At 68.7% G+C, this 23,059-nt stretch carries 27 protein-coding genes and 1 pseudogene; 13 read left to right on the top strand and 15 right to left on the bottom strand.

The annotated features are described in order from the left end of the window. Positions 1–4: 4 nt before the first annotated feature. Entirely contained in the window at positions 5–1,006 is a 1,002-nt protein-coding gene (locus A5698_RS19955) for an AAA family ATPase (protein WP_068300344.1), read from the bottom strand. Between the two features lie 96 nt (positions 1,007–1,102). Continuing rightward, positions 1,103–2,266, bottom strand: coding sequence for a sulfotransferase family protein (locus tag A5698_RS19950; protein ID WP_156670831.1), 1,164 nt, complete (start codon positions 2,264–2,266; stop codon positions 1,103–1,105). 115 nt (positions 2,267–2,381) lie between these two features. Between A5698_RS19950 and A5698_RS19945 the strand changes: the two genes are divergently transcribed. After that, on the top strand, positions 2,382–2,957 hold the full coding sequence (locus tag A5698_RS19945) for a TetR/AcrR family transcriptional regulator (RefSeq protein ID WP_067084053.1): 576 nt from the start codon (positions 2,382–2,384) through the stop codon (positions 2,955–2,957). Next, positions 2,954–4,075, top strand: a complete 1,122-nt coding sequence (locus A5698_RS19940; protein WP_068300340.1) for a DUF1214 domain-containing protein — start codon at positions 2,954–2,956, stop codon at positions 4,073–4,075. Before A5698_RS19945 ends, A5698_RS19940 begins: the two co-directional genes overlap by 4 nt. A gap of 40 nt (positions 4,076–4,115) precedes the next feature. Here the strand turns inward: A5698_RS19940 and A5698_RS19935 are convergent, their stop codons facing one another. Further along, positions 4,116–4,988, bottom strand: coding sequence for a 1,4-dihydroxy-2-naphthoate polyprenyltransferase (locus A5698_RS19935; protein WP_068300338.1), 873 nt, complete (start codon positions 4,986–4,988; stop codon positions 4,116–4,118). A gap of 45 nt (positions 4,989–5,033) precedes the next feature. On the opposite strand from A5698_RS19935, the gene A5698_RS19930 reads away from it, so the two are divergent. The 5 genes from A5698_RS19930 to A5698_RS19910 are packed head-to-tail and all read left to right on the top strand — an operon-like array spanning position 5,034 to position 9,025. Further along, positions 5,034–5,258 carry a hypothetical protein gene (locus A5698_RS19930; RefSeq protein WP_067084046.1) on the top strand — a complete coding sequence of 75 codons (225 nt, stop codon included), beginning with the start codon at positions 5,034–5,036 and terminating at the stop codon, positions 5,256–5,258. A gap of 2 nt (positions 5,259–5,260) precedes the next feature. Then, positions 5,261–6,046, top strand: a complete 786-nt coding sequence (locus tag A5698_RS19925) for an S-methyl-5'-thioadenosine phosphorylase (RefSeq protein WP_068300336.1) — start codon at positions 5,261–5,263, stop codon at positions 6,044–6,046. Continuing rightward, positions 6,043–7,074 carry an NAD-dependent epimerase/dehydratase family protein gene (locus A5698_RS19920; protein ID WP_068300333.1) on the top strand — a complete coding sequence of 344 codons (1,032 nt, stop codon included), beginning with the start codon at positions 6,043–6,045 and terminating at the stop codon, positions 7,072–7,074. Before A5698_RS19925 ends, A5698_RS19920 begins: the two co-directional genes overlap by 4 nt. After that, positions 7,074–7,874: an alpha/beta hydrolase gene (locus A5698_RS19915; protein WP_197506841.1), complete on the top strand. Its 801-nt coding sequence runs from the start codon at positions 7,074–7,076 to the stop codon at positions 7,872–7,874. The genes A5698_RS19920 and A5698_RS19915 overlap by 1 nt, the downstream gene beginning before the upstream one ends. 23 nt (positions 7,875–7,897) lie before the next feature. Next, positions 7,898–9,025, top strand: coding sequence for an NAD(P)H-dependent flavin oxidoreductase (locus A5698_RS19910; RefSeq protein WP_068300329.1), 1,128 nt, complete (start codon positions 7,898–7,900; stop codon positions 9,023–9,025). On the opposite strand, the gene A5698_RS19905 is transcribed toward A5698_RS19910, so the two are convergent. The 3 genes from A5698_RS19905 to A5698_RS19895 all read right to left on the bottom strand — a co-directional run bounded on the left by A5698_RS19905 (position 9,022) and on the right by A5698_RS19895 (position 11,332). Further along, positions 9,022–9,468, bottom strand: a complete 447-nt coding sequence (locus A5698_RS19905) for a nitroreductase family deazaflavin-dependent oxidoreductase (protein WP_068300384.1) — start codon at positions 9,466–9,468, stop codon at positions 9,022–9,024. The genes A5698_RS19910 and A5698_RS19905 overlap by 4 nt on opposite strands. Positions 9,469–9,608: 140 nt before the next feature. Next, positions 9,609–10,631 (bottom strand): sensor histidine kinase, encoded by a 1,023-nt coding sequence (locus tag A5698_RS19900; protein ID WP_068300327.1) that lies wholly within the window; start codon positions 10,629–10,631, stop codon positions 9,609–9,611. Continuing rightward, a complete protein-coding gene (locus tag A5698_RS19895) occupies positions 10,631–11,332 on the bottom strand; it encodes a response regulator transcription factor (protein ID WP_068300326.1) in 702 nt (233 codons plus the stop codon). The genes A5698_RS19900 and A5698_RS19895 overlap by 1 nt, the downstream gene beginning before the upstream one ends. Positions 11,333–11,435: 103 nt before the next feature. Here A5698_RS19895 and A5698_RS19890 point away from each other — a divergent pair, with 103 nt between their 5' ends. From A5698_RS19890 to A5698_RS19880, 3 genes are read left to right on the top strand one after another with little or no spacing between them, the layout of a single operon-like run. Next, positions 11,436–12,092 (top strand): glycosyltransferase family 2 protein, encoded by a 657-nt coding sequence (locus tag A5698_RS19890; protein ID WP_068300324.1) that lies wholly within the window; start codon positions 11,436–11,438, stop codon positions 12,090–12,092. Further along, positions 12,089–12,751, top strand: coding sequence for a TIGR04282 family arsenosugar biosynthesis glycosyltransferase (locus A5698_RS19885; protein WP_068300322.1), 663 nt, complete (start codon positions 12,089–12,091; stop codon positions 12,749–12,751). Before A5698_RS19890 ends, A5698_RS19885 begins: the two co-directional genes overlap by 4 nt. Continuing rightward, entirely contained in the window at positions 12,751–13,380 is a 630-nt protein-coding gene (locus A5698_RS19880) for a methyltransferase domain-containing protein (RefSeq protein ID WP_068300320.1), read from the top strand. Before A5698_RS19885 ends, A5698_RS19880 begins: the two co-directional genes overlap by 1 nt. Here the strand turns inward: A5698_RS19880 and A5698_RS19875 are convergent. The 6 genes from A5698_RS19875 to A5698_RS19850 all read right to left on the bottom strand — a co-directional run bounded on the left by A5698_RS19875 (position 13,377) and on the right by A5698_RS19850 (position 18,814). Further along, positions 13,377–13,844: a hypothetical protein gene (locus A5698_RS19875; protein ID WP_068300319.1), complete on the bottom strand. Its 468-nt coding sequence runs from the start codon at positions 13,842–13,844 to the stop codon at positions 13,377–13,379. The genes A5698_RS19880 and A5698_RS19875 overlap by 4 nt on opposite strands. A 1-nt stretch (position 13,845) precedes the next feature. Then, the gene (locus A5698_RS19870; RefSeq protein WP_068300314.1) at positions 13,846–15,108 is read right to left on the bottom strand and encodes a molybdopterin-dependent oxidoreductase; all 1,263 of its coding nucleotides are present in this window, start codon (positions 15,106–15,108) and stop codon (positions 13,846–13,848) included. Between the two features lie 51 nt (positions 15,109–15,159). Further along, entirely contained in the window at positions 15,160–16,515 is a 1,356-nt protein-coding gene (locus A5698_RS19865) for a hypothetical protein (RefSeq protein ID WP_068300312.1), read from the bottom strand. 184 nt (positions 16,516–16,699) lie between these two features. Next, entirely contained in the window at positions 16,700–17,314 is a 615-nt protein-coding gene (locus A5698_RS19860; RefSeq protein ID WP_067086449.1) for a pyridoxamine 5'-phosphate oxidase family protein, read from the bottom strand. A 46-nt stretch (positions 17,315–17,360) separates the two neighbouring features. Then, positions 17,361–18,461 (bottom strand): o-succinylbenzoate--CoA ligase, encoded by a 1,101-nt coding sequence (gene menE / locus A5698_RS19855; protein ID WP_286144551.1) that lies wholly within the window; start codon positions 18,459–18,461, stop codon positions 17,361–17,363. Between the two features lie 50 nt (positions 18,462–18,511). Continuing rightward, complete coding sequence (locus tag A5698_RS19850) at positions 18,512–18,814, bottom strand: DUF3349 domain-containing protein (RefSeq protein ID WP_067086400.1); 303 nt, start codon at positions 18,812–18,814, stop codon at positions 18,512–18,514. A 223-nt stretch (positions 18,815–19,037) separates the two neighbouring features. Between A5698_RS19850 and A5698_RS19845 the strand changes: the two genes are divergently transcribed. Genes A5698_RS19845 through A5698_RS19835 form a run of 3 tightly spaced genes read left to right on the top strand, consistent with a single transcriptional unit; the run spans position 19,038 to position 20,920 of the window. Further along, a complete protein-coding gene (locus A5698_RS19845) occupies positions 19,038–20,297 on the top strand; it encodes an inorganic phosphate transporter (protein WP_068300309.1) in 1,260 nt (419 codons plus the stop codon). A gap of 19 nt (positions 20,298–20,316) precedes the next feature. Next, positions 20,317–20,601 carry a hypothetical protein gene (locus tag A5698_RS19840; RefSeq protein WP_067086358.1) on the top strand — a complete coding sequence of 95 codons (285 nt, stop codon included), beginning with the start codon at positions 20,317–20,319 and terminating at the stop codon, positions 20,599–20,601. A gap of 13 nt (positions 20,602–20,614) precedes the next feature. After that, positions 20,615–20,920 carry a DUF3349 domain-containing protein gene (locus A5698_RS19835; protein ID WP_067086442.1) on the top strand — a complete coding sequence of 102 codons (306 nt, stop codon included), beginning with the start codon at positions 20,615–20,617 and terminating at the stop codon, positions 20,918–20,920. 4 nt (positions 20,921–20,924) lie between these two features. Here the strand turns inward: A5698_RS19835 and A5698_RS19830 are convergent, their stop codons facing one another. The 3 genes and pseudogenes from A5698_RS19830 to A5698_RS19820 all read right to left on the bottom strand — a co-directional run. Next, positions 20,925–21,296 (bottom strand): VOC family protein, encoded by a 372-nt coding sequence (locus A5698_RS19830; RefSeq protein WP_068300306.1) that lies wholly within the window; start codon positions 21,294–21,296, stop codon positions 20,925–20,927. 23 nt (positions 21,297–21,319) lie between these two features. Next, on the bottom strand, positions 21,320–22,861 hold the full coding sequence (locus A5698_RS19825) for a long-chain-fatty-acid--CoA ligase (RefSeq protein WP_068300303.1): 1,542 nt from the start codon (positions 22,859–22,861) through the stop codon (positions 21,320–21,322). Position 22,862: 1 nt separating this feature from the next. Then, a pseudogene (locus A5698_RS19820) lies at positions 22,863–23,059 on the bottom strand (short-chain dehydrogenase); the annotation flags it as partial.

Below are 23,059 nucleotides of genomic sequence, written 5' to 3'. Positions count from 1 at the left end.
GGCCCTACGGCACTCGAACCGCTTGCAGGACAGCGTCGATGATCGTCTCGGGGGTGACGTTCGCGCTGGCGGCCTCGAAGCCGAGGATGAGCCGGTGCCGCAGCACGCGGTGGGCGAGCTTGGCGATGTCGCCGGGGATGACGTGCCCACGCCCGGACAGCAGGGCCAGCGCGCGCGCGGCGTTGCAGAACGCGATGGTGGCGCGCGGGCTCGCGCCGTACTCGATCAGCCGGGCGAGCTGGCGCGGCAGGTATTGATCGGGCTCACGGGTGACGGTGACGAGTTGGCTGGCGTAATGCATCAGCGCGCGGTCCATGTGGACGTGGCGTACCACGGCGCGCAGCCGGCGGATGTCGTCCAGGCCGGCGACCGGCCGGCTGCGGTGGTCTTTGTCGTAGAGCCCCGCATCCATCCGGAACATCACCTCCACCTCCTGTTCGGGGGTGGGGTAGTGCACGACGTCCTTGAGCATGAACCGGTCGGTCTGCGCCTCCGACAGCGGATACGTGCCCTCCTGGTCGACGGGGTTCTGCGTGGCGATCACCAGGAACGGCTCGGGTATCGGGTACTCGGTGCCCGCGATCGTGGTCTGACGCTCTTCCATCGCCTCGAGCATCGCGCTCTGCGTCTTCGCGCTGGACCGGTTGATCTCGTCGAGCAGCACGATGTTGGTGTGCACCGGCCCGAGCTGGGTGACGAAGGAGTTGGTGGCCGCCTCGTAGACCTGGGTGCCGATGATGTCGCTCGGCAACAGGTCCGGGGTGCACTGGATGCGGCGGAAACCGCCGTCGATGGCCTCGGCGATCACCCGGGCGGCGGTCGTCTTGGCCAGGCCCGGCACGCTCTCGATGAGGATGTGGCCGCCCGCGAGCAGGCCGATCAGCAACGATTCGCGCAGGTTCTCCTGGCCCACCACCTTGGCCGAGAACGCGTCGGAGACCGCGGCGACGACGCGCCGCGCTTCCGCGAGATCGCGCTGGTCCAGTTGGGTTCGTGCTGCGGTCATGAATGCCTCTCGTCTCCGACTGCCGCAAGCGGATACCCGAGCCAGAGTATTCACACACCGCCGATCCGGCGAACGGCCGACGGGTCTGCGATGGTGTCAGGCCAGGAACCGCTCGACGTAGGGTGCGAAGCGGGCGTGCAGGTCGTCGGGGTCGAGGCCGAACATCTCCGGTGACGTCGCCACCCGACCGAGCCGGCCCCGCTGGTGCCCCGCGAGGTATTCGGCCATGGCCGCGCGGGCGTCGTCGGTCATCGGCTCGCCCGCCAGCGTGTAAATCGCGGCAGCGGTGCCCATTTCGTCGGCCATGAAATCGTCGAACCGGACGTCGATCGAGCGCTCGTCGCCAATCACGTCGCGGTCGCGGATCAGGGCGGCCAGCATGAGTTCGAGCCGGTCGATCCAGCACGCGGCGATGTCCTCGACCGGCACCGGCGCGCAGTGCATGCGCGCGGAGTAAGTGAGCATGGCGAGCATCGACAGCACCACCGGGACGGGATCGCGGTGGGTCGTGATCACCACGACGCCGGGAAACACACGCTCGAGCACCGGCAGCTGCTCGAGGTGCTGGGGGGACTTCAGCAGCCAGCGCCTGCCGCCGCGCAGGAACTGCAGCGCCTTGAGCTGCAGGGCCAGGTGCTCGTAGTGGGGGGTCTGGTCATGCGTCAGGTAGTAGTCGCGCCACCGCGGCACGTGCGCCAGCGTCTCGAACAGCATCGACGAGAAGTCGTTGGCCAACAGCTGGATCTCTTCGTGGACGTGGTCGGTCGTCATCTCGTGCATCAGCGCGAAATGCGGCATCACGGCGTTCATGAACTCGACCGCGGCGTCCATCCGGGCGCGCCGGGGGTCGGGTTCGATCCCGGCTTCCGACGGCATCGGGAACGGCTCGTTGCTCTCCCAGTACGGGAGCGTGCGGAAGGTCGGTCCCGCCGCGAGCAGGTTGTGCAGGTGGGTGGTGCCGGTGCGCGGCAAGCCGGCGATGACGACCGGTGGCTCGAGTTCGATGTCGTGGATTTCGGGATGCCGGGTCAGCAGATCGGTCATCAGCAGCCGGTTCTTCAGCAGCTGCGCGAGCTGGGCGTGGAAGTTCACGATCCCCGGGTCGCTGAGTCCCGGAATCTCGTGCAGCGCAGCGAGATACACATCGAGACGCTCACGGTAATCGTCGGGGCCGAAGTCGTCGAGCCCGGTCTCGGCGCTGGCCTTGGCGTGCAACGCGTCGGCGTCGAGAGGGCAGTCGGGCGCCATCGACGCCATCATGTCGCGAATCGGCTGGATCGCCGCCGGGAAGCGCGGCTCGGCGAGATCGTCGAGAACGACCGGTGGCGCGGATGAGATGTCGGTCACAGGCCGTTATGTTACTGTCAGTTTCGTAATGACGACGGAGATTGGTCGACCTCGCGACAAACGCATCGATGACGCTGTTCTGAGGGCGACGGTCGACCTGCTCGGGGCGGCCGGTTACGCCGACCTCACCGTCGACGCGATCGCCCGGCGCGCGGGCACGAGCAAGCCCGCCATCTATCGCCGCTGGCCAGGCAAGGCGCACCTGGTGCACGAGGCGGTCTTCCCGCTCGGCGCAGCGACCGAACTCCCCGACACCGGATCGCTGGCCGGCGATGTGCGCGAGATGGTCAGCCGCACGGTCGGCGTGCTGACAACGCCCGCGGCCCGGGCCGCGCTGCCGGGCCTGGTCGCGGAGATGGCCGCCGATCCGACGCTGCACGCCGCGCTGCTCGAGCGGTTCTCGCACGTGCTTTCGCGCGGGCTGACCGAACGGCTCGTGGCGGCCGCCGCCCGCGGCGAGGTGCGGTCGCAGGTGTCGGCCGCCGACGTCGTCGAGGCCATGGCGGGCATGACCTTTCTCGCCCTGATCACCCGCGGGGACAGCCTGGACAACGGGTGGGTGGACCGGACCGCCGAATTCATCACGAGAGGAATCAGCGCATGACGCACGAATCTTCGGCCGCGGCGAGCCGCGAATCAACCAGAGCGTGGCGGGAACTGCTCGACACCCTGGGCAGCCTGGACCGAACGTTTCTCGAGGGGGACCGCGCGGTCACCGACGACCGTCACATCGCCGACGGCTACCGCATGCTCGCCACGACGCTCGGTGTCGCCTTCGACACCTACCTGTTCGCCGAGCCGAGCCGGCCGGTCTGGATGGAACTGAACACACCGTTCCGCCGGGACCGGCGTTGGGGCGGCGACAACACCGACGCCTACTACTTCATGTGCCCGGTCGACCCGAAGCGGCGGTATCGCATCAGCGGCAACAAGGGCGACAGCGTCTACTTCTCGGTGACCGCGTACAACGAACCGTCACCGGGTGCGTGGTCGGACCGGATCGTGGCGCTCGTGCGCGACGACGACCTCGACCTCGATGCCGACGGCAACTTCTCGTTCGAGTACGGGCCCACCGACGGCGGCGTGGTGCTCGTGACCCGCGACTACCAGGCCGACCCATTGACCGGTCGCCCGGTGTCGTGGCGCATCGAGGCGCTCGACGAGCCCGATCCGATCCGGCACGGCGACGCCGAGACCGCCGCGGCCTTGCGGGCCAGCGCGGCGTGGCTGCGCACGATGTTCGCGATCGTGCCGTTGGCGGTGGGTGTGCGGGTCGACGATGCGCACACGTTGGGTCACGAAATCTCGCAAGTGGCAAACCAATTCGCCGATCCGTACCAGGTGCCGGACGCGAACTTCGGTTGGTCGGCGCGCGATGCGTGCTACGCCTACGGCAGCTTCGTGCTCGAGGAGGACGAGGCGCTGGTCGTCACGCACCGGCCGCCCGCGTGCCGGTTCTGGAACCTCGTCGTGTGGAACCAGTTCATGGCGGGCGTGACCGACGAGAAGACGTCGATCAACGGCTACAGCGCGGTTCCCAACTCCGACGGGTCGGTCACCGCCGTCATCTCCCGCAGTGGCACGTCGCACCCGAATTCCATTAGTACCGTGGACTATCCGCGCGGCAACCTCGCCTTTCGGTGGTTCCTCGCCGACGCGGTGCCTGCCAAGCCGGAGGTGACGTTGGTCAAGGTCGCCGACGCCCCGACCGCCGTCACCTGACGGCGATTTGTGCGTGATTTCGTTCGCTCAGCGATCGTTTTCACGCACAAATCGCAAGCGCCAGCGCCACGGCGACGGCCCACACCAGCATCGTCAACCCGGTGTCGCGCAACACCGGGATCAGGTCCTTGCCGCCGCGGCCACGGCGCACCGGCGCGGCCGCGCGCACCGCGAGCGGTAGCGCCACCAGACCGACCGCCGCCCACGGCGTCGCGAGCATCAGGACCAACGTCAACGCGAACGCCACCACCAACAGCGCCTGATACAACAACCGGGTGCGGGCATCGCCGAGGCGCACCGCCAACGTGATCTTCCCCGACTCCTTGTCGGTCGGGATGTCGCGCAGATTGTTGGCCACCAGAACCGCCGACGACATACAGCCCATCGCCACGGCGACCGCGGCGCCCACCCAATCGACCCGCAGCGCCTGGACGTACTGCGTGCCCAACACCGCGACCAACCCGAAGAACACGAACACCGCGACCTCGCCCAGACCGAGGTAGCCGTACGGCTTCGACCCGCCGGTGTACAGCCACGCCCCCGCGATGCACACCGCGCCGACCGCGATCAGCCAAGGCGCGCTCACCGCGGCCAGCACCAGGCCGGCAGCCGCCGCCACCACGAGGCTCACCACCGCGGCGGTCAGCACGGCGCGCGGGCTGGCGACCTTCGAACCGACCAATCGCAGCGGGCCCGCCCGCACGTCGTCGGTGCCCCGGATCCCGTCGGAGTAGTCGTTGGCGTAGTTGACGCCGACGATCATCGCGACCGCGACCACGAGTGCCAGCAACGCTTTCCACCAGCACGCGGCCTGCAGCCATGCCGCCGCACCGGTGCCCGCGATCACCGGCGCGATCGCGTTGGGCAGCGTGCGCGGTCGCGCGCCCTCGACCCACTGCGCAAATGTCGCCACGAGCGCCAGTCTCGCATGACCGCAGACCGTGGCAGACTGAGCGGCATGGAGGACCGACTCAGCAAGGCGGAGATCCGCAAGGACGCCGTGCAGGAGATCTTCGACTCCGGCGTATCGACCGTCGGCGAGGTGGCGTCGATCATCACCACCGCGGTCAAGGACGTCGCCAACGCGATCGGCGGCTTCGCGACCGACGCGTTCGAGATCCGCGACACCGTGCGGCGCGCGTCGCAGCAGCTCGACGAGACCGACGAACAACCGTCCGCCTAGACGTGCTGGGAGTCATCGGCGGAAGCGGTTTCTACAGCTTCTTCGGGTCCGACGCCCGCAGCGTCAGCGTCGACACACCGTACGGTCCGCCCGCCGCCCCGATCACCGTCGGCGCCGTCGGTGCGCACGAGGTCGCGTTCCTGCCGCGCCACGGGGTCAACCACGAGTTCTCCCCGCACACCGTGCCGTACCGGGCCAACATGTGGGCGCTGCGGTCGCTCGGCGTGCGGCGCATCTTCGGACCGTGCGCGGTCGGCAGCCTCACACCTGAACTCGGACCGGGCTCGATGGTGGTGCCCGACCAGCTCGTCGACCGCACCAGCGGCCGCGCCGACACGTACTTCGACTCCGGCGGTATCCACGTCGCGTTTGCCGACCCGTACTGCCCGACCCTGCGCGCGGCGGCGGCGAACCTGCCCGGCGTCGTCGACGGCGGCACCATGGTGGTGGTGCAGGGGCCGAGGTTCTCCACCAGGGCCGAGAGCCAGTGGTTCGCGGGTCAGGGCTTCACCCTGGTCAACATGACCGGCTACCCTGAGGCGGTCCTGGCCCGCGAACTCGAGATGTGTTATGCCGCAATCGCGTTGGTGACCGATCTGGATGCCGGCATCGACAGCGGCACCGCCGTGCGGGCCGTCGACGTGTTCGCCGAGTTCGAACGCAACCTGGTGCCGTTCAAGAAGCTCGTGCACGACGCCTTAAAAAACACAATCCAGGTCGACGTCGAGCGGGCCTGTACGCACTGTCTCGCACACGACGGCGTCCGGCTGCCGTTCGAACTCCCGTGAGAGTCCTGCTGACCGGCGCCGCCGGTTTCATCGGGGCCCGCATCCACGAGGCGCTGCGCCACGCCGGCCACGACGTGATCGCCGTCGACGCGATGCTGGCCGCCGCGCACGGGCCGGGCGCCGAACCGCCGCCCGGCTGCGAGGTGGTCGACATCCGCGACGCGGCCGCGCTCGCGCCGCTGATGAAGGGCGTCGACGTCGTGTGCCACCAGGCCGCTGTGGTGGGCGCGGGCGTCAACGCCGCCGACGCCCCGTCGTACGGCTCGCACAACGACTACGGGACCACGGTGGTGCTGGCCGAGATGTTCGCGGCGGGCTGTGCGCGGCTCGTACTGGCGTCGTCGATGGTCGTCTACGGCCAGGGCCGCTACGACTGCAACGAACACGGACCGGTCGACCCGCGGCCCCGCACGCGCGCCGATCTCGACGCCGGCGTATTCGACCACCGCTGCCCGCTCTGCGGTGAACTCGTCGCGTGGCGACTGGTGTCCGAGGACGCGCCGATGCGGCCCCGCAGCCTGTACGCCGCGAGCAAGACGGCACAGGAACACTACGCGCTCGCGTGGGCGGAGGCCGTCGGCGGCGCGGTCACCGCGCTGCGCTACCACAACGTCTACGGCCCTTACATGCCGCGTGACACCCCGTACTCGGGGGTGGCCGCGATCTTCCGGTCCGAACTCGAATCCGGCGACGTGCCACGCGTTTTCGAGGACGGCAGGCAGATGCGCGATTTCGTGCACGTCGACGACGTCGCGGCGGCCAACGTGGCGGCCGTGGAATCCGGGCGCGGGGGATTCGAGGCGTTCAACGTGTGCTCGGGTCGGCCGATATCGATCCTCGAGGTGGCCACCGCGCTGTGCGAGACACGCGGTGACGCACCGCCGGTCGTCACCGGTCAGTACCGCAGCGGCGACGTCCGCCATATCGTCGCCGACCCCGCGCGCGCCGCCGAGGTCCTCGGTTTCCAGGCGGCGGTCGACCCCCTCGACGGGCTGCGCGAGTTCGCGTTCGCGCCGTTGCGAACCTGATGCGCTGGACGGTCCGCGTCCTCGTTATCGTCACGCTCGTGGCGTCCGGTCTGACGGGTCTTCTGTGGTCGCAGCAGCGGCGGCTGGTCTACTTCCCGTCGCCGGGCCCCCTGCCGCCCGCCGCCTCGGTGACGCGCAACGGGCAGGACGTGGTGATCGAGACCGACGACGGAATCCGCTTGAACGCCTGGTATTTCCCGGTCGACGGCGACGGACCGGCCGTGCTGGTGTTGCCGGGCAACGGCGGCGACCGGTCGATGCGCGCGCCGCTGGCGCTGGCACTCAACCGAATGGGTTCGTCGGTGCTGCTCGTGGACTACCGCGGTTTCGGGGGCAATCCGGGCCGACCGTCCGAGGCAGGCCTCGCCAAAGACGCCCGGGCCGCTCAGTCGTGGCTCGCCGCGCGGGAACAGGAGATCGCCTACTTCGGCGAATCCCTCGGTGCCGCAGTCGCTATCGGACTGGCCGTCGAGCGGCCGCCCCGTGCGCTGATACTGCGTTCGCCGTTCACCTCGCTGCCCGACGTCGGGGCAGTGCACTATCCGTGGCTGCCGGTGCGGTGGCTGCTGCTGGACCGCTATCCGTCGCTGGACCGGATCCCGTCGGTTCACGTGCCGCTACTGGTGATCGCGGGGGACCGCGACGACGTCGTTCCCGAGCCGATGAGCCGACGGTTGTTCGACGCGGCCAACGAGCCGAAGCGCTACGTGCTGGTGCCCGGCGCCGGGCACAACGACCTCGAGCTGCTCGTCGGCAAGCAGATGCTCAACGCGATCTCCGGACTCCTGTCTTCGACCTGAGCCGCCCTAGCCATACTGACCGGGTGAAACCAGCGATTTGTGAGCAGTTCGGCATCGATTTCCCGTTGTTCGCGTTCAGCCACTGCCGCGACGTGGTGGCCGCGGTGTCCAGCGCGGGCGGCTTCGGCGTGCTGGGCGGGACGGCGTATACGCCCGACCAGCTCGACCAGGAGCTGTCCTGGATCGACGACCACGCCGGCGGCAAGCCGTACGGCGTCGACCTGATCGTTCCCGCCCGCTACGAGGGCAAGGGCGAGGACCTGACGATGAGCGATCTCGCGGGCCGCATCCCCGACGAATACCGCGGCTTCGTCGCCGAGTTGCTGGCCGCCCACGACATCGACCTGGACGATTCCCCGCGCTTCGGCAACGCCGCGCTGTCCGGCAACACCGGCAAGGATCTGCTCGATGTGGCGATGAACCACCCCATCCGGTTGATCGCCAACGCGCTGGGCGTCCCGCCGGACTACATGATCAAGGCCGGTAAGGAGAACGGCGTGCCGGTGGCCGCGCTGGTCGGCGCCAAGGAGCACGCGGTCAAGCAGGCGCAGGCCGGTGTCGACCTGATCGTCGCGCAGGGCACCGAGGCCGGCGGGCACTGCGGTGAGGTGACCACGCTGGTGCTGGTGCCCGAGGTGTTGGAGGCGCTGGCCGCCATCGGCAGCGACATCCCGGTGCTCGCCGCGGGCGGCATCGTCACCGGCAGGCAGATGGCGGCGACGGTGGCGATGGGCGCGGCAGGCGCCTGGACGGGTTCGGTGTGGCTGACGACCGAAGAGGCCGAGACCGCGCCGTACACCAAGGAGAAGTTCCTGGCCGCGTCGTCACGTGACACCGTCCGTTCGGCGGGCCGGACCGGAAAGCCTGCGCGCCAGCTGGTTTCGGACTGGACGCAGGCTTGGCTGCCGAACGAGGGCGGTCAGAAGCCGTTGCCGCTGCCACTGCAGTCGATGCTCGCCGAGCCCATCGTGCGTCGGATCGACGTGCTGGCCGCACAGGGGCATCCGGGTGCCCAGGCGTTGGCCACCTACTTCGTCGGGCAGGGGGTCGGCCTGATGAACAAGGTGAAGCCGGCGCGCGAAGTGGTGCGTGAGTTCATCGAGGACTACGTCGCCGCCACCGAACGGCTGAGCAACTCGCTACCCGACTAGGCGTCGTAGGTGATCCGCACCGAGACCGGGTCGCTCTCCATCGCCCGCATCGTCACGGCGGTCGCCGACTGACCCAGCCTGCTGTCGCCGAAGCTGCGGGCGCGGGCGCGCACGTCGTCGTCGGGCTCGAATGTCGCGGTGCCCGTGCGCCATTCGTTGTTGGCGCGGACGCGCACGCGGGGGTTGGCCTCGATGTTGATGGCCCATCCGGCGCGACGGCCGTGCTGCGAGATCACCCACACGCCGGTGTCGTCGGCACGGCCCAGCAGCGGCACGCGCCGAGGTTGGCCGCTCTTGCGGCCGATCGTCTCGAGCTCGACCACATTGGCCGTCCGGATGCCCACGCGGTCGAGCGCGGCGACCACCGGGTTCATCAGGACGCGACCCAGCTGCCGCTCGAACTTGAACTTGCGCACCGCCTTGTCGGCGCTTCTCGTCGCCATCGCTACCTCCTTCATCGGTTCAGGTTAACGACGATAATTGAGTGATCACTCAAAAACAACAGTCAAACGTGGACCGAGCAGGAATGCTCGTGAAAAACGCTGGTCAATACCCCGCGATTGCTATCCGGCAAGGACGAAGATCAGCTGGTCGCCAGCGGCAGGCGCACCTCGAACCGGGCCCCGCTATCCAGGTTGTGCGCCGACAGCGTGCCGCGATGGGCCTGCACCAGGCCCGCGGCGATCGCCAGTCCGAGTCCCGATCCGCTGGGTAACGACGAGTCGTCGCGCGGCACGCGATCGTTCGACCCGCGGTAGGCGACGTCGAACACCCGCGGCAGATCGGCTTCCTCGATGCCGACGCCGGTGTCGTCGACGCGCGCCCACGCGCCGTCCTCGTCCGACCCCAACGACAGCGACACCCGGCCGCCCTGCGGGGTGTGTGCGATCGCGTTGGCCACCAGATTCGACAGCACCCGCACCAGCGCCCGGTCGCTGCCCAACACCCGGACCGGCGCCTCCGGCAGGTCGGCTGTCAACGTCACTCCCGCACGCTCGGCCGCGATCCGGTGCGCGGTCAGCACGTCGTCGACGACCTCGTCGAGCGCCACCTTGTCGAACACCGGTTGTACGGCGCCGGCGTTGATCTTCGACATCTCGAACAGGTCGTCGACCATCTCGGACAGCCGGATCGATTCCTGCTCAATGGTTTTGGCGTGCACGCGGACCTCGGAATCGGGAACCACACCGTCGGCGATCGCCTCGGACACCGCCCGTATTCCGGCCAGCGGGGTCCGCAGGTCGTGGCTGACGAACGCGACCAGCCGGCGACGGGACTGCTCGGCGGCGCGTTCCGACTCGCGGATCTCCTGCTCCCACACCGTGCGCCGGGCCTGGTAGCGCGCCAGCATCACCGCGGCGGGAATCGTCACCACCGACACGATCACCAGGACGATCGCGGTCTTCTCGAAGGTTTCGGTGATCATGAACCGGCTGGCGCCGAGCACACCGGTGAACGTCGCCAACACCGGAATCAGCACCAGCGCGACCATGCTCACCGCCAGCGACCACGACCGGGCGAGGCGGATGACGAGCGCGCCCGCGAGCACCACCGGGACCGAGCATGCCAGCGCCAACCCGATGATCTCCCACAGGTCGGCGGGCACTAGGCGCTCTGGCCTTCCGGTGAGCGCGCCTCGCTGCGCCACAGGTAGCCGCGGCCCCACACCGTTTGCACCCGGTGATGCTCACCGAGCTTGGACCGCAGCCGCTTAACGTGCACGGTCACCGTCGACAGATCGCCGAAGTCCCAGTGCCACACCTGCTTGAGCAGTTCCTCGCGGCTGAACACGGTGTCGGTGTGGGTGAGGAAGAACAGCAACAGGTCGAACTCGCGGTTGGTCAGCGAAACCGGAGAGCCGTTGACGGTCACGGTGCGCGCCGCCGTCGACACGGTCAACCCGCCGACGGTGATGTCCAGCGCCCTTCGCCCGGTCGGGGCGGGTGCGCGCCGCAGCACCGATCGCACCCGCAGCGCCAGTTCACGCGGGCTGAACGGTTTGGTCAGGTAGTCGTCGGCGCCCGCCTCCAGGCCCGCGATCCGGTCATCCTCCTCACCGAGCGCGGTCAACAGGATCACCGGCATCGCGTAACCGGCGCGCTGCCGGAGATTGCGGCACAGCGTCAGCCCGTCCGGGCCGGGCATCATCACGTCGAGCACCGCGACGTCGATGTGCTGCGAGCCGAGCAGCCGCAGCGCCTCGGCCCCGTCATGCGCGATCGCCACGTCGAGCCCATCGCGTTCGAGGTAGCGACGCACGACATCACGCACGATGCTGTCGTCGTCGGCGATCAATACGCGCGTCACAATTTTCGAGGGTAGCCCCGTGCGGCCGCTACCTGCGCCGATGTCACGGATTCGTCATCGATGGGCTGGTCGGCGCGCCGACGGGCTTGTTAACTTCGAACCCATGCCCGACTGTCCGGTGACCGTGGTGCTGCCGTGTCTCAACGAGGCGCAATCACTGCCCGGCGTGCTGGCGGCCATCCCGGACGGATACCGGCCGCTGGTGGTCGACAACAACAGCACCGACGGCACCGCCGATGTCGCCCGCGAGAACGGTGCGCAGGTGGTCGCTGAGAAGCGCGCAGGTTACGGCGCAGCGGTGCACGCCGGTGTGGTGGCGGCGACGACGCCCGTCGTGGCGGTCCTGGACGCCGACGGCTCGCTGGACCCGGGCGACCTGCCGGCCCTGGTCGACGAGCTCCACCGCGGGGCCGACATGGTGATCGGACGGCGTCGGCCCGTGCCGGGTCTGAAGTGGCCGTGGCACGCCCGCCTCGGCACCGCGGCGGTGTGCTGGCGATTGCGGCACCGCCACGGCCTTGCGGTGCACGACATCGCCCCGATGCGGGTCACCCGCCGCGACGCGCTGCTCGACCTCGGCGTCACCGACCGACGGTCGGGGTATCCGCTCGAACTGCTGGTTCGGGCGGCGGCAGCCGGCTGGCGCGTCGTCGAGTGCGACGTCGACTACCGGGCGCGCACCGGCGGCAAGTCGAAGGTCAGCGGGTCGGTGCGCGGTAGTGCGGTGGCGGCCTTCGACTTCTGGCGAGTGATCTCGTGACGGCGCTCGCGGTGACGGTGCTGGTGGTGGCCAAGGCGCCGGTGCCGGGGCTGGCGAAGACGCGGCTCGCGGCCTCGATCGGCGATCAAGCCGCTGCCGACCTCGCCGCCGCGGCGCTGCTCGACACCCTCGACGCCGTCGCCTCGACACCCGTCGACCACCGAGTGGTCGCGATGACGGGCGACCTGGGCCGGGCGAGCCGCACCGACGAAATCCATTCTCGCCTAAGCGAATTCACAGTCATCCCTCAGCGCGGCGGGGACTTCGCCGAGCGCCTTGCCAACGCGCACGCCGACGCCTACGCCGGCGATCCCGTTCTGCAGATCGGCATGGACACCCCGCAGGTGACCGCCGACCTGCTCGTCGCCTGCGGCCGGACACTCGTGGGAAGCGACGCGGTGCTCGGGCCCGCCGCCGACGGCGGGTGGTGGGTGCTGGGCGTCTCACGGCCGTCACTGGCCGAATGCCTGCGTACGGTTCCGATGTCGCGATCCGACACCGGCACACTGACCTTTGAGGCATTGCGCAGCAACGGCATTCGGGTCGACCTTGTCGAGCAGCTCGCCGACTTCGACACCATCGACGACGTCGATGTGGTCCGCGGGCGCTGCGTACCCGACAGCCGGTTCGCCCTGGCCGCCGAGGCGGTGCTCACCTGATGCTGGGCAACCTCTACGACTGTGCCCTCGACGGCGAACAGTGCTGGATCCGAAGCGACGACGGTGAGGTGCGGGCGCTTCCCGTGCACCGCTGGATCGGCGGCGCACATGCCGATTGCCGGTTCGACCGCGCCGTGGTCGAGCTGTGCGACGGGCCGACGATCGACTTGGGTTGCGGCCCCGGGCGGTTGGTGATCGAGCTGATCCGCCGCGGTGTCCCCGCGCTCGGGGTCGATCAGTCGGCCACCGCGGTCGGGCTCGCGCGTCGCAACGGTGCGCCGGTGCTGCGCCGTGACGTGTTCGGCCAATTGCCGGCCACCGGGCGATGGCAGACGGTGTTGCTGGCCGACGGGAACGTGGGGCTGGGCGGCGATCCGTTTCGGATGCTGCACAGGGCCGCCGAACTGTTGCGCCGCGGCGGCCGGTGCGTCGCCGAATTCGAGGCGCTCACACACGGAATTCACAACAAGTGGGTGCGGCTCGAGTCGGCGCGCACGGTGGGGCCGTGGTTTCCGTGGGCGTCGGTGGGCATCGACTGCGCCGCCGAAGTGGCCGAGCATGCGGGCATGGCGCTGGACCGGGTCCATCCGATCGGCAACCGCGTGATTGCCAGCCTGACGCTGGCTTAGCCCCTGGTCGTCGCCAGCCGAGCGGCGTAGACGATCGCGCTGATGCCGAACATCGCGGCCGTCATCAGCAGCCACCTGCCCAGGAACGGTTCCTGGGTCTGGCCGGTCGCGCCTAGCACGATCGGCGCGCCCTGCTTGATGATGCCGGGGAGGAACAACAGCAGCGTCAGCGCCGACCCGAGCGCGGGCACCCGCAGGTAGTTCACCAGCGGCACGCGCAGCCGTGGAATTCGACTGCCGCGCAGCAGGATCCGGTCGGCCAGCGCGTAGAGCGGGAACAGCACGAGGTCATGAGCGACGATCGCCGCGGCGAACCACACCAGGATCGACTGCCACCACGTCCGCGTGTTCCACAGGGCGGCCGCTGTGAGGGTCGCCACCACGTAGCCGAACAACGCGAATCCCGCCATCAGGGTCAACAGGTGCAACGGATGCGATCCGTAAACCGCGCGGAACCTTCGCATGTCAGTTACCCGCCCGGAAGTCGATCGAGCCCACCCACTTCGTGTTGTGCACACCGGGAAGCGCCGGAACGATGACCCGGGCCGGGAACCCGTGATCCGGAGACAGGTCGATGCCGTTGACCTTCAACGCCAGCAGCGCGTCGGGGTGCAACACCTGATTGCGTTGCAGGATCGCACGATTGAAGGCACCACGCCGTTCCACCGACCGGACGAACGCCGACACCGGTGAGGGCACACCGGCCGCCCGCGCGAGGTCCCGTAGCGGGACACCGGTCCACGTCTCGGTCGTCGACCAGCCCTCGACACAGGCGATCGGCAGGCGGGCGGTGTGCTGAGGCATCGCGGTCAGGGCCGCCCGGTCGAGCACCACCGGCGACGGTCCTCCGGTCAGGGTGAGCCGCCAGCGCTCGCCGGTGCTCTCCGGCGTGATGCGGGCGGCCGCGGCGGTCCTGTTGACCTGGAAGTCGTTCGGGCCGTCGCCACGGGTCCGTCCGCGGGGCAGCAGCAGCGCGGCATGCCTGGTCCATCCGCCGATCGTCTGCCCGGCCGTGAGCACAGCCACCAACGCCGCACCACCGCCGACCAGCGCGAGCGCACCCCGCCGGCTGATCGTCGCGGGCTCGGGATCGGCAGGCGACAACCCGTCGGGCTCATACGGATCCGCGACGGTGTCCTCCCGGGACGTGCGCAGCACCGCACGCATCGACCGTGACCGCAGACCCTCCCGCAGCCGCGGAAGCTTGATCGCGACATGCACGACGAACCCGGCGATGAACACCCAGGCGCCGAAGTAGTGGGCGGTGTAGAAGCTGAAGCCGAAGATGTAGTCGTACTGGATGTTCAGCACACCGGTGATGATCTCGAACAGCACACCACCGACCAGCATCAGCAACGAAACCCGTTCGAGCAGTTGGGCAACCGAGCGTGCCGGCGGTACCGCGAACAGCCGGGGGATCACCGACCACAGCTTCGCGAGCACGACCGGAACCAGCACCAGCCCCAGGCCGACGTGCAGGCCCTGGGTCAGCCGGTACAGCCACGACGGATTCGTGGGCCAATCGAAGGTCGGAAGCTTGAGCCAGCCCACGTCGCCCGGGATGGCCTGCCCGAACTGCGGACCGTAGGCGATGTAGGACAGCAGACCGGTCAGGATGACCACCGGCAGCCCGACCAGCAGCACCGAGCCGAAGACCGACGTCAGCCACAAGCCGCGCAGCGGACTACGCCAACGGACGAGCTGACGCGGCCGGTCGCCGGGTTCCATGTGTCCAGGGTCCAGTTCCACGCCTATTGGTGTGCGTTTGACCCACGACCGTTACCAATTCGTCAGAATGAAGTGATTGAGCAGCAGGGCGCCCACCACGTTGACCGCCAGCCACCAGCGGTGCGACCGAGGCGGGAGCAGCGCGCCGGCGGCGGTCAGCCAGACCGTGAACGGCAGCCAGATACGTTCGGTCTCGGCCTTGCTCAGCATCGACAGGTCGGCGAACGCGATCGCCAGCAGCGCGCCCAGGAGCACCATGGGCAGTCCGGGCCGCCGCCGGATCGCGTTGATGTCGAAGACGCGACCGATCCCGGCCACGCTGCCGAGGCCGATCGCGCACACCACTGACGCCAGGTTCGCCCAACCCCAGTACTGGAACGGCCGGTCGTTCGCGATGCCCTGCCAATACCGTTCCTGCACCAGGTGGTAACCGTCGAACCACCAGAACCCCAGCGCCACGAAGATTCCCACCACCGCTATCACGACGACGACCGCGGGCACCGCCGCGCGGAACGCGGCACGCCAATCCGGCGCGCACAACAGCACCGCCAACGCGGGCAGGGCCATCAGGCCGAGGCCGTAATTGAGAAAATGGCCCCACCCCAACAGCAATCCGGCCCCCGCCGCGGCGAGAACGGGCCAGCGCACCTTGCCCCCGACGGCCACCGCCAGCAGCGCGATACCCCACGCCGCCACCCCCGCGAAATAGCCGTCGGCCGACACCGCGATCCAGATCGCCGTCGGTGCAACGGCGACGAACGGAGCCGCCAACCGTGCGGTCGCTTCTCCCGCCAGCGCGCGCACCGCGACCACGACGGCGGCCGCCGCGCTCGAGCCCACCAGCAGGCACAGAAGACCCGCCCACGCACCGCCGCCGAGACCGATCCGGTCGAGCCACACGAATGTCAGCAGCGCGCCAGGGGGATGGCCCGAAACGTGGGTGATCCACGAATCCGGTTGATAGTCAAGGATTCTGTCCGAGAAGGTCCGTAGGGCGTGCGGTATGTCGGTGACGGTGGGGACCTGACGCAGGTATTCGTGGCGGGCGGCCAGGCGCCCGGCGAAACCGCGCTGCCAACCGTCGATCATCGCCAGCGAGAACGCCCACGCGCAGGCCGTCGCCCATGTCGCCCAGGGCACGGCGCGCCACACCAGGCGTTGTGCGACCGTGGGTCCCCACAACACCGCCGCTGCGCCGATCACGACCGCCGGGACCGTGCCCCACCCGACGTGCGTGTTCCACCACCCGAAGATCGGCGCGGTGTCCGCGAACTGGTGGAAGCGCGCAGGCGTGGCGTTGATCAGCGGTGTGACGATGCCCAGGTTCAGGTGCGGCACGACGAACGCGGCGACCACCAGCACCACGCCGATGGCGGCCGCCACGATCTCCTTGCGACTGACCCGCATTTTGTCACCCTATTCGCCGCGCCGACCGTAAGGGGACCTCCGATGAGCGTTCAAGATCAGCCGCTGTTCGCCGGCACGCCGCTGGCCGAACGCATCGAACGCGCCGAGACCCAACTCATCAGCGCGGTCACACACTCGTCATCCCCGTCGCCGGCGGCATCAACCAGATCTGAACTGTGCGCGGTCAGTACAGGCGCTCGCGCGTCTTGGCCTCGCTGTAGTAGTCCTCGAGTTCGGCATCGCTCCAGTCGTACCGGAGCGCCTTGAGTAGCTGCGCGACACTCGGCAACGCCGATGGGTTCCAGGTCGACGGATCCCAGGCATCCGAACGCAGAAAAGCCTTGGCGCAGTGGAAGAACACCTCTTCGATCGCGATTTCGAGCGCGAGGATCGGACGCTTGCCCTTCACGGCGAGACCATCGAAATAGTCGGCGTCCGAGAGGATCTTCGCCGTGCCGTTGATGCGCAACGTGTCGCCGCGACCGGGGATCAGAAACAGCGTGCCGACATGCGGGTTCTGCAGCACGTTGAGATAGCCGTCGACCCGTTTGTTGCCGGGCCGCTCGGGGATCGCGATCGTGGTGGCGTCGATGACGTGGACGAATCCGGGCGGATCGCCCTTCGGTGACACGTCGACGCGACCGCGCGCATCCGTCGTCGCGACCAAACACAGCGGCGAGTGCGCGATCCAGTCACGCTGTACCGGTGACAGGCGGTCCTTGACCTTGTTGGCGACGTAGTGGTCCGGTTGCCCGACGACGGCCCGTAACTGGTCGACGGTGCTGACTTCGCAACGCATGGGTCCATCATGCTCGACGTCGTCCATGCCGAACGCCGCGACGGTCTCAAGCGTGCGGGTCGGTGAACCGCGTCGTCAGGGCTCGCCGGTCGATCTTGCCGATCCCGCGCCGCGGCAGTTCGTCGACAATGTGAACCTCGCGCGGTGCTGCGGTGGCGTCGAGCGCCGCGGCCACGTGCTCGCGTAGCTCGGCGGGCGTGGGCGCGACGCGACCGGCCGTGAGCACGACGGCGGCGGCCACCCGCTGACCCAGCCGCTCATCGGGCACACCGAAAACCGCGCACTCGGAGATCGCATCGTGGGTCGCCAGCACGCCCTCCACGATCTGCGGCATCACCGTCAGCCCGCCGCTGCTGATCGCGTCGTCGATACGGCCGAGCACCGTCAACCGTCCCGCGGAGTCGAGCGCGCCCACATCGCCGGTGCGGAACCACCCGGCATCGGCGAACGGGTCCGGGTCGGTGGGATTGCGGTACCCCTTCGCAAGCGTTCGACCGCCCAACACGATCCGGCCACCGTCGACGATGCGGACCCGCACCCCGTCCAACGGCACGCCGTCATAGACACAGCCGCCGGCCGTCTCGCTCATCCCGTAGGTGCGCACCACCGAAATGCCCGCCGCCGCAGCGCGTTCGGCGAGACCGGCCGGCATCGGACCGCCCCCGATGAGAACCGCGTCCAGGGCGGCCAACGCCTCCGCGGCCCGGTCGTCCCGCAACGCCTTGTCCAGTTGCACGGCCACCAGCGACGCATAACGACGGCCCGACCCCAATGCGTCGATCGCAGAAGGCAATTCAGACGGATCGAACGTCGGCGCCAGCGTCACTGGTGTGGTGCCGGCGATGACGCTGCGAATCAGCACCTGGAGCCCGGCGATGTGGTGGGCCGCCAACGCCAGCAGCCAGCTACCTGGCCCGCCGAGCCGGTGGTGTGTCGATTCGGCGCTGGCGGTCAGCGCAGCGGCGGTCAGCAACGCGCCCTTGGGAATTCCGGTGGTGCCGGACGTCGGCACCACCACCGCCACGTCGTCGTCGACGTCGGCCCCGGCGCGCAATGACGTTGTCAGAAGCGAGGCTTCGCGCTCGTCGTCGGCGGGCACCGGCAAGACGGACTCGCGGCCGGCCAGCATGTCGTGCACGACGGGCAGGAACTCCAACGCCGCGGCACCGGACCCGACCGGGACCGGCCGCAGGACGGCTATGAGTCCCCCTCGGCGTCACGCGGATCGTCGAGCGGCCACCCGCGAACCGCCAGCCGCTTGCGCACCCGTTCGACGTCCTCCGAGGTCGGCAGCGCATCGGTGATCTGGGTGATGAGCACACCGATGTCGGCGTCGTCGAACTCGCCGTTGCGTTTCAGCTCCACCGCGACGGTTCGGACCTCATCCTCGGTGAGGCGCCGGCGCAGAAGCGAGATCAAGGGAACCCGGTCCGGACCCGGCACTCCTTCGGGGTAACCCGCTGTGATCCACGCGACAATTTTGGCCAGAAACTTCGTCACTGTGCCCTCCCGCGTGTCGCATCGGGTCTACCCACTCTCAATTGGATGATGCTAGTGCGCGACCCGAACAAGACGAGTTTGGCGCTGGTGGGAAACGCTCGACCGCCGGCGGGTGAACAATGGATGAACACATTGCCCGAGACGGCAAAAGGCCTGATGACACACCGGTCGAATGTGGCCGAGAATTAGGTGAAACGACCACTATGGCCGCAGAATTAGCGCTGTGAGCGCTGAGTTGATCGTCCTCGTGCTGTTGATCACAACCGCACTGGCATTCGACTTCACCAACGGCTTCCACGACACCGGCAACGCGATGGCCACCTCGATCGCCACCGGCGCCCTCAAACCCAAGACCGCGGTCCTGTTGGCCGGCGTGCTCAACCTCGTCGGTGCGTTCCTGTCCGTGGAGGTCGCGGTCACCGTCACCACCTCGGTGCTCAAGCTTCAGGACGGCAAGACCGGCGCCCTGCTGCCGTCGATCGACGCGTCGACCGGTCTGACGATCATCTTCGCCGGGCTGATCGGCGGCATCCTGTGGAACCTGCTCACCTGGTTGTTCGGCATCCCGTCGAGTTCGTCGCACGCGCTGTTCGGCGGGCTGATCGGCGCGGGTCTCGCCGCGATGGGCACCGCGGGCGTCAACTGGGGCGGCATCAGCCAGAAGGTGCTCATTCCCGCCGTCGCCGCGCCCGTCATCGCCGGACTGGTCGCGGGTTGCGGCACCTGGCTGGTCTACCGGATCACCCGCAACGTGGTGGAGAGCCGCCGCCGCGAGGGCTTCCGCTGGGGCCAGGTCGCGACCGCTTCGCTGGTTGCGTTGTCGCACGGCACCAACGATGCCCAGAAGACGATGGGCGTCATCGCGCTCGCGCTGATCACCACCGGCCACCTGACCGGCGACGTCAAGGAGAACGGCCTGCCGTTCTGGGTCGTCTTCAGCTGCGCGGTGGCCATCGGGCTGGGCACCTATCTCGGCGGCTGGCGAGTCATCCGCACGCTGGGTAAGGGGCTCGTCGAGATCCAGTCGCCCCAGGGATTCGCCGCCGAAGCATCGTCGGCCGCAATCATTCTCAGCTCGAGCGCCGCGGGCATGGCCCTGTCGACCACCCACGTCGCCACCGGCTCGATCCTCGGCAGTGGCGTCGGCAAGACCGGTGCCGAGGTCCGCTGGGCGGTCGCCGGTCGGATGGCCGTTGCCTGGCTGGTCACCCTGCCGGCTGCGGGACTCGTTGGCGCGCTGTCGTTCTGGCTGTCCCACGGCATCGAGGTGCTCACCGGCTCCGACCTGGCGGGTGACGGGTTCATCTTCCTCGTGCTCGTCGGCCTGTCGTTCTACATGTGGAGGCGCGCACAGCAGCAGAAGGTCGACCACGACAACGTCAACGCCGAATGGGACGACGCCACCAATTCCGTGGTGCCCGCAGAGCTGCGGGCGGCCATCGAGGAAGCGATGCCCGAACCCAAGCCGGCCGCGACGGTTTGAGGCCGAGAAGGAACATTCGATGATTCATCTGGAGAGCATCGTCAAGGTGCTGGTGGTCGGGCTGCTGCTCGGTGCGGGCCTTCCCGCACTGTTCGCGGCGGGGCTGATGGCCTTCTCCAGCGGCGCGGGCGGCGAGGCGGCCGACGGCACCGTGACGGCGCCGAACCCGGTTCGCAAATACCTCGGTGTAGCGCTCTTCGTGTTCGTGGGGTGGGTGATCGTCACCGCGGTGCTCTGGATCACCAGGGCCACGATCATTCACCACACGGGAATCGACTTGTTTCCCTTCATGCCCCGGAAATGAGTTGCGCGACATCATGAACGAGAACCGCAACGTCTTGGACAGCGTGCTCAACTGGCTGCGCCGCGGATATCCGGAGGGCGTTCCTCCGACCGACTACTTCCCGCTGCTCGCGCTGCTCAAGCGCTCGCTGGCCGAGGACGAGGTGATCAGCGCTGCGCAGGCGGTGCTGAAGGGCGCGACCTCCGACACCGTGACCGAAGACGATATCCGCGCCGCAATACATCGGGTCACCGCCCAGGAGCCGAATCCCGAAGAGATGCACCAGGTTGCGTCGCGGCTGGCGTCGGTCGGCTGGCCGCTGGCCAGCCCCGCACGCTGATCCGTCACTGCCGGGTGTCGCGGCGCAGCGGGTGGGTCTCAGGCACCTGAACGAAAATCAGCAGCACCCCGTCGGGGTCGTTGACGTGCATCTCGTGCAGACCCCACGGCTCCTCGCGGGCCTCCTGCGCGATCGGCACGCCGCGACCCCTCAGTTCCTCCTCGGTGGCGTAGACGTCGCGTACCTGCAGCCACATCGTGCCGCCCGCACGCGGTCCGCCGTGCCCGGCGAGCTCGATCAGTGACTGGCCGGCGTAGAACACCGTGCCCGCACCGTAGTCGCGGGCTATCGCCAACCCGAGCTCGTCGCGGTAGAACCTCAGCGAGCGCTGGTAGTCCGCCGGCCGAATGAGCATCCGGCTGGCCAGAATCTCCATGCCCTCGTGTCTATCACGCCGGTTCAGCCGATCCGCCGCTCGACACCTTCCCAGTACGGCTCGCGCAGCGCGCGCTTGAGGATCTTGCCGCTGGGAGTGCGGGGCAGGTCGTCGGCGAAGGACACCGATTTCGGCAGCTTGAAGCCCGCGAGCCGGTCGCGTGCGTAGGCGATGAGGTCGGCCTCATCGGGGGAAGAGTCCGCCGCGGGGACGACGATCGCCTTGACCGCCTCGCCCCACGCCGGGTCCGGCACACCGATCACCGCGACGTCGGCGACGTCCGGATGCGTCATCAGCACGTTCTCGATCTCGGTGGGGTACACGTTCTCGCCGCCGGAGACGATCATGTCCTTGACGCGGTCGTGTAGGTACACATACCCCTCGCGGTCGACGTAGCCGGCGTCGCCGGTCTTCAGCCATCCGTCCGGCGTGATGGTGGCGGCCGTCGCGGCGGGGTTGTTCCAGTAGCCGCGCATGTTCTGGCGCGAGCGGGTCCACAGTTCACCGACCGTGCCCGTCGGCACATCGCGTCCGGCGTCGTCAACAATGCGCACCTGGACCCACGGAAACGACTTACCGCAGGAGCGCAGCAATTCGGGGTCGTGGCGGTCGAGCTGGGTGATCGAACCGGTGGTCTCGGTCTGCCCGTAGACCTGCAGCAGATCGCAGTCGAATCGTTCGAGCGCCCGGACCAGGACGTCGTCGGTGATCGGCGATGCGCCGTAGACGATCGCGCGCAGCGCGGAGAAGTCCGTCGCCTCGACACCGGGGGTATTCAGCAGGCGCTGGATCACCACCGGTACCAGCAGCATGTTGGTGATGCCGTGCCGCGCAACGGCATCGAGCACCGCGGCGGGGTCCACGTCGCGCAGCACTACCGTGCGCGCACCTTCGCACAACCCGACGAAAGCCCAACCCGAGCCCGCCATGTGGAACATCGGCATCACGGCCAGGCTCACACTGTCGGCGTCAAAGCGCCATTTGTCGGCGATCCCGGTGGCCTTGCAGAAATAGTTGTCGTTGGTCAGCATGACGCCCTTGGGCGACCCGGTGGTGCCGGAGGTGTACATCAGGAACGCAAGATCATCGGGCCGTGTTGTGACACAGGGGTCTTCGGCCGGATAGCTCGCCGTCCACACATCGAACGCCGGCCAGCGTGGGTGCGCACCGACGGCGACGAGCGTGGCGGTCAGCCGGTCCTCGATGGCTTCGACGTGACCGAAGAACTCGGTGCCGACGATCACCACCCGCGCGCCGGAGTCGTCGATGATGTGCAGCATCTCCGGTGGTGCCAGCCGCCAGTTGACGGGTACCACGACCGCACCGAGTTTCGACAGCGCGCACGCGACTTCGAAGAACTCGATGCCGTTCTTCTCGATGAACGCGACCCGGTCGCCGAACCCCACACCGGCGGCGCGCAATGCCTGGGCGACCCGGTTGGATCGGGCGTCGAGTTCGGCGAACGTCGCGGTGCGCTCACCGGCGATCAACGCGGTCGCGTCAGGGCGTTCGGCGCCGAAGACGCGTGCGATGTCGGCGACGGTCGCGATGTCGGGGTGCGGCATCTTACTTGTTCGGTTGTACGCGTTGACGTTTCATCACCGCGTCGACCACCGCGGGTGCGAAGCTGTTGAGCACCTGGGCGCTGACGGCCATTCGCGGAGCGATCCGCACGGGCCGCGTCTTGGCGGCGGTCACCATCCAGTCGGCGGCCTCGTCGGCGGTCAGCCCGGGCAGTCCGTCGTAGGCGCGGGTGGGCGCGA

Source organism: Mycobacterium sp. E136 (assembly GCF_001666865.1).
Lineage (GTDB): Bacteria > Actinomycetota > Actinomycetes > Mycobacteriales > Mycobacteriaceae > Mycobacterium.
Note: the sequence above shows the minus strand (reverse complement) of the source record. Positions and strands in the feature narration are given on the sequence as shown.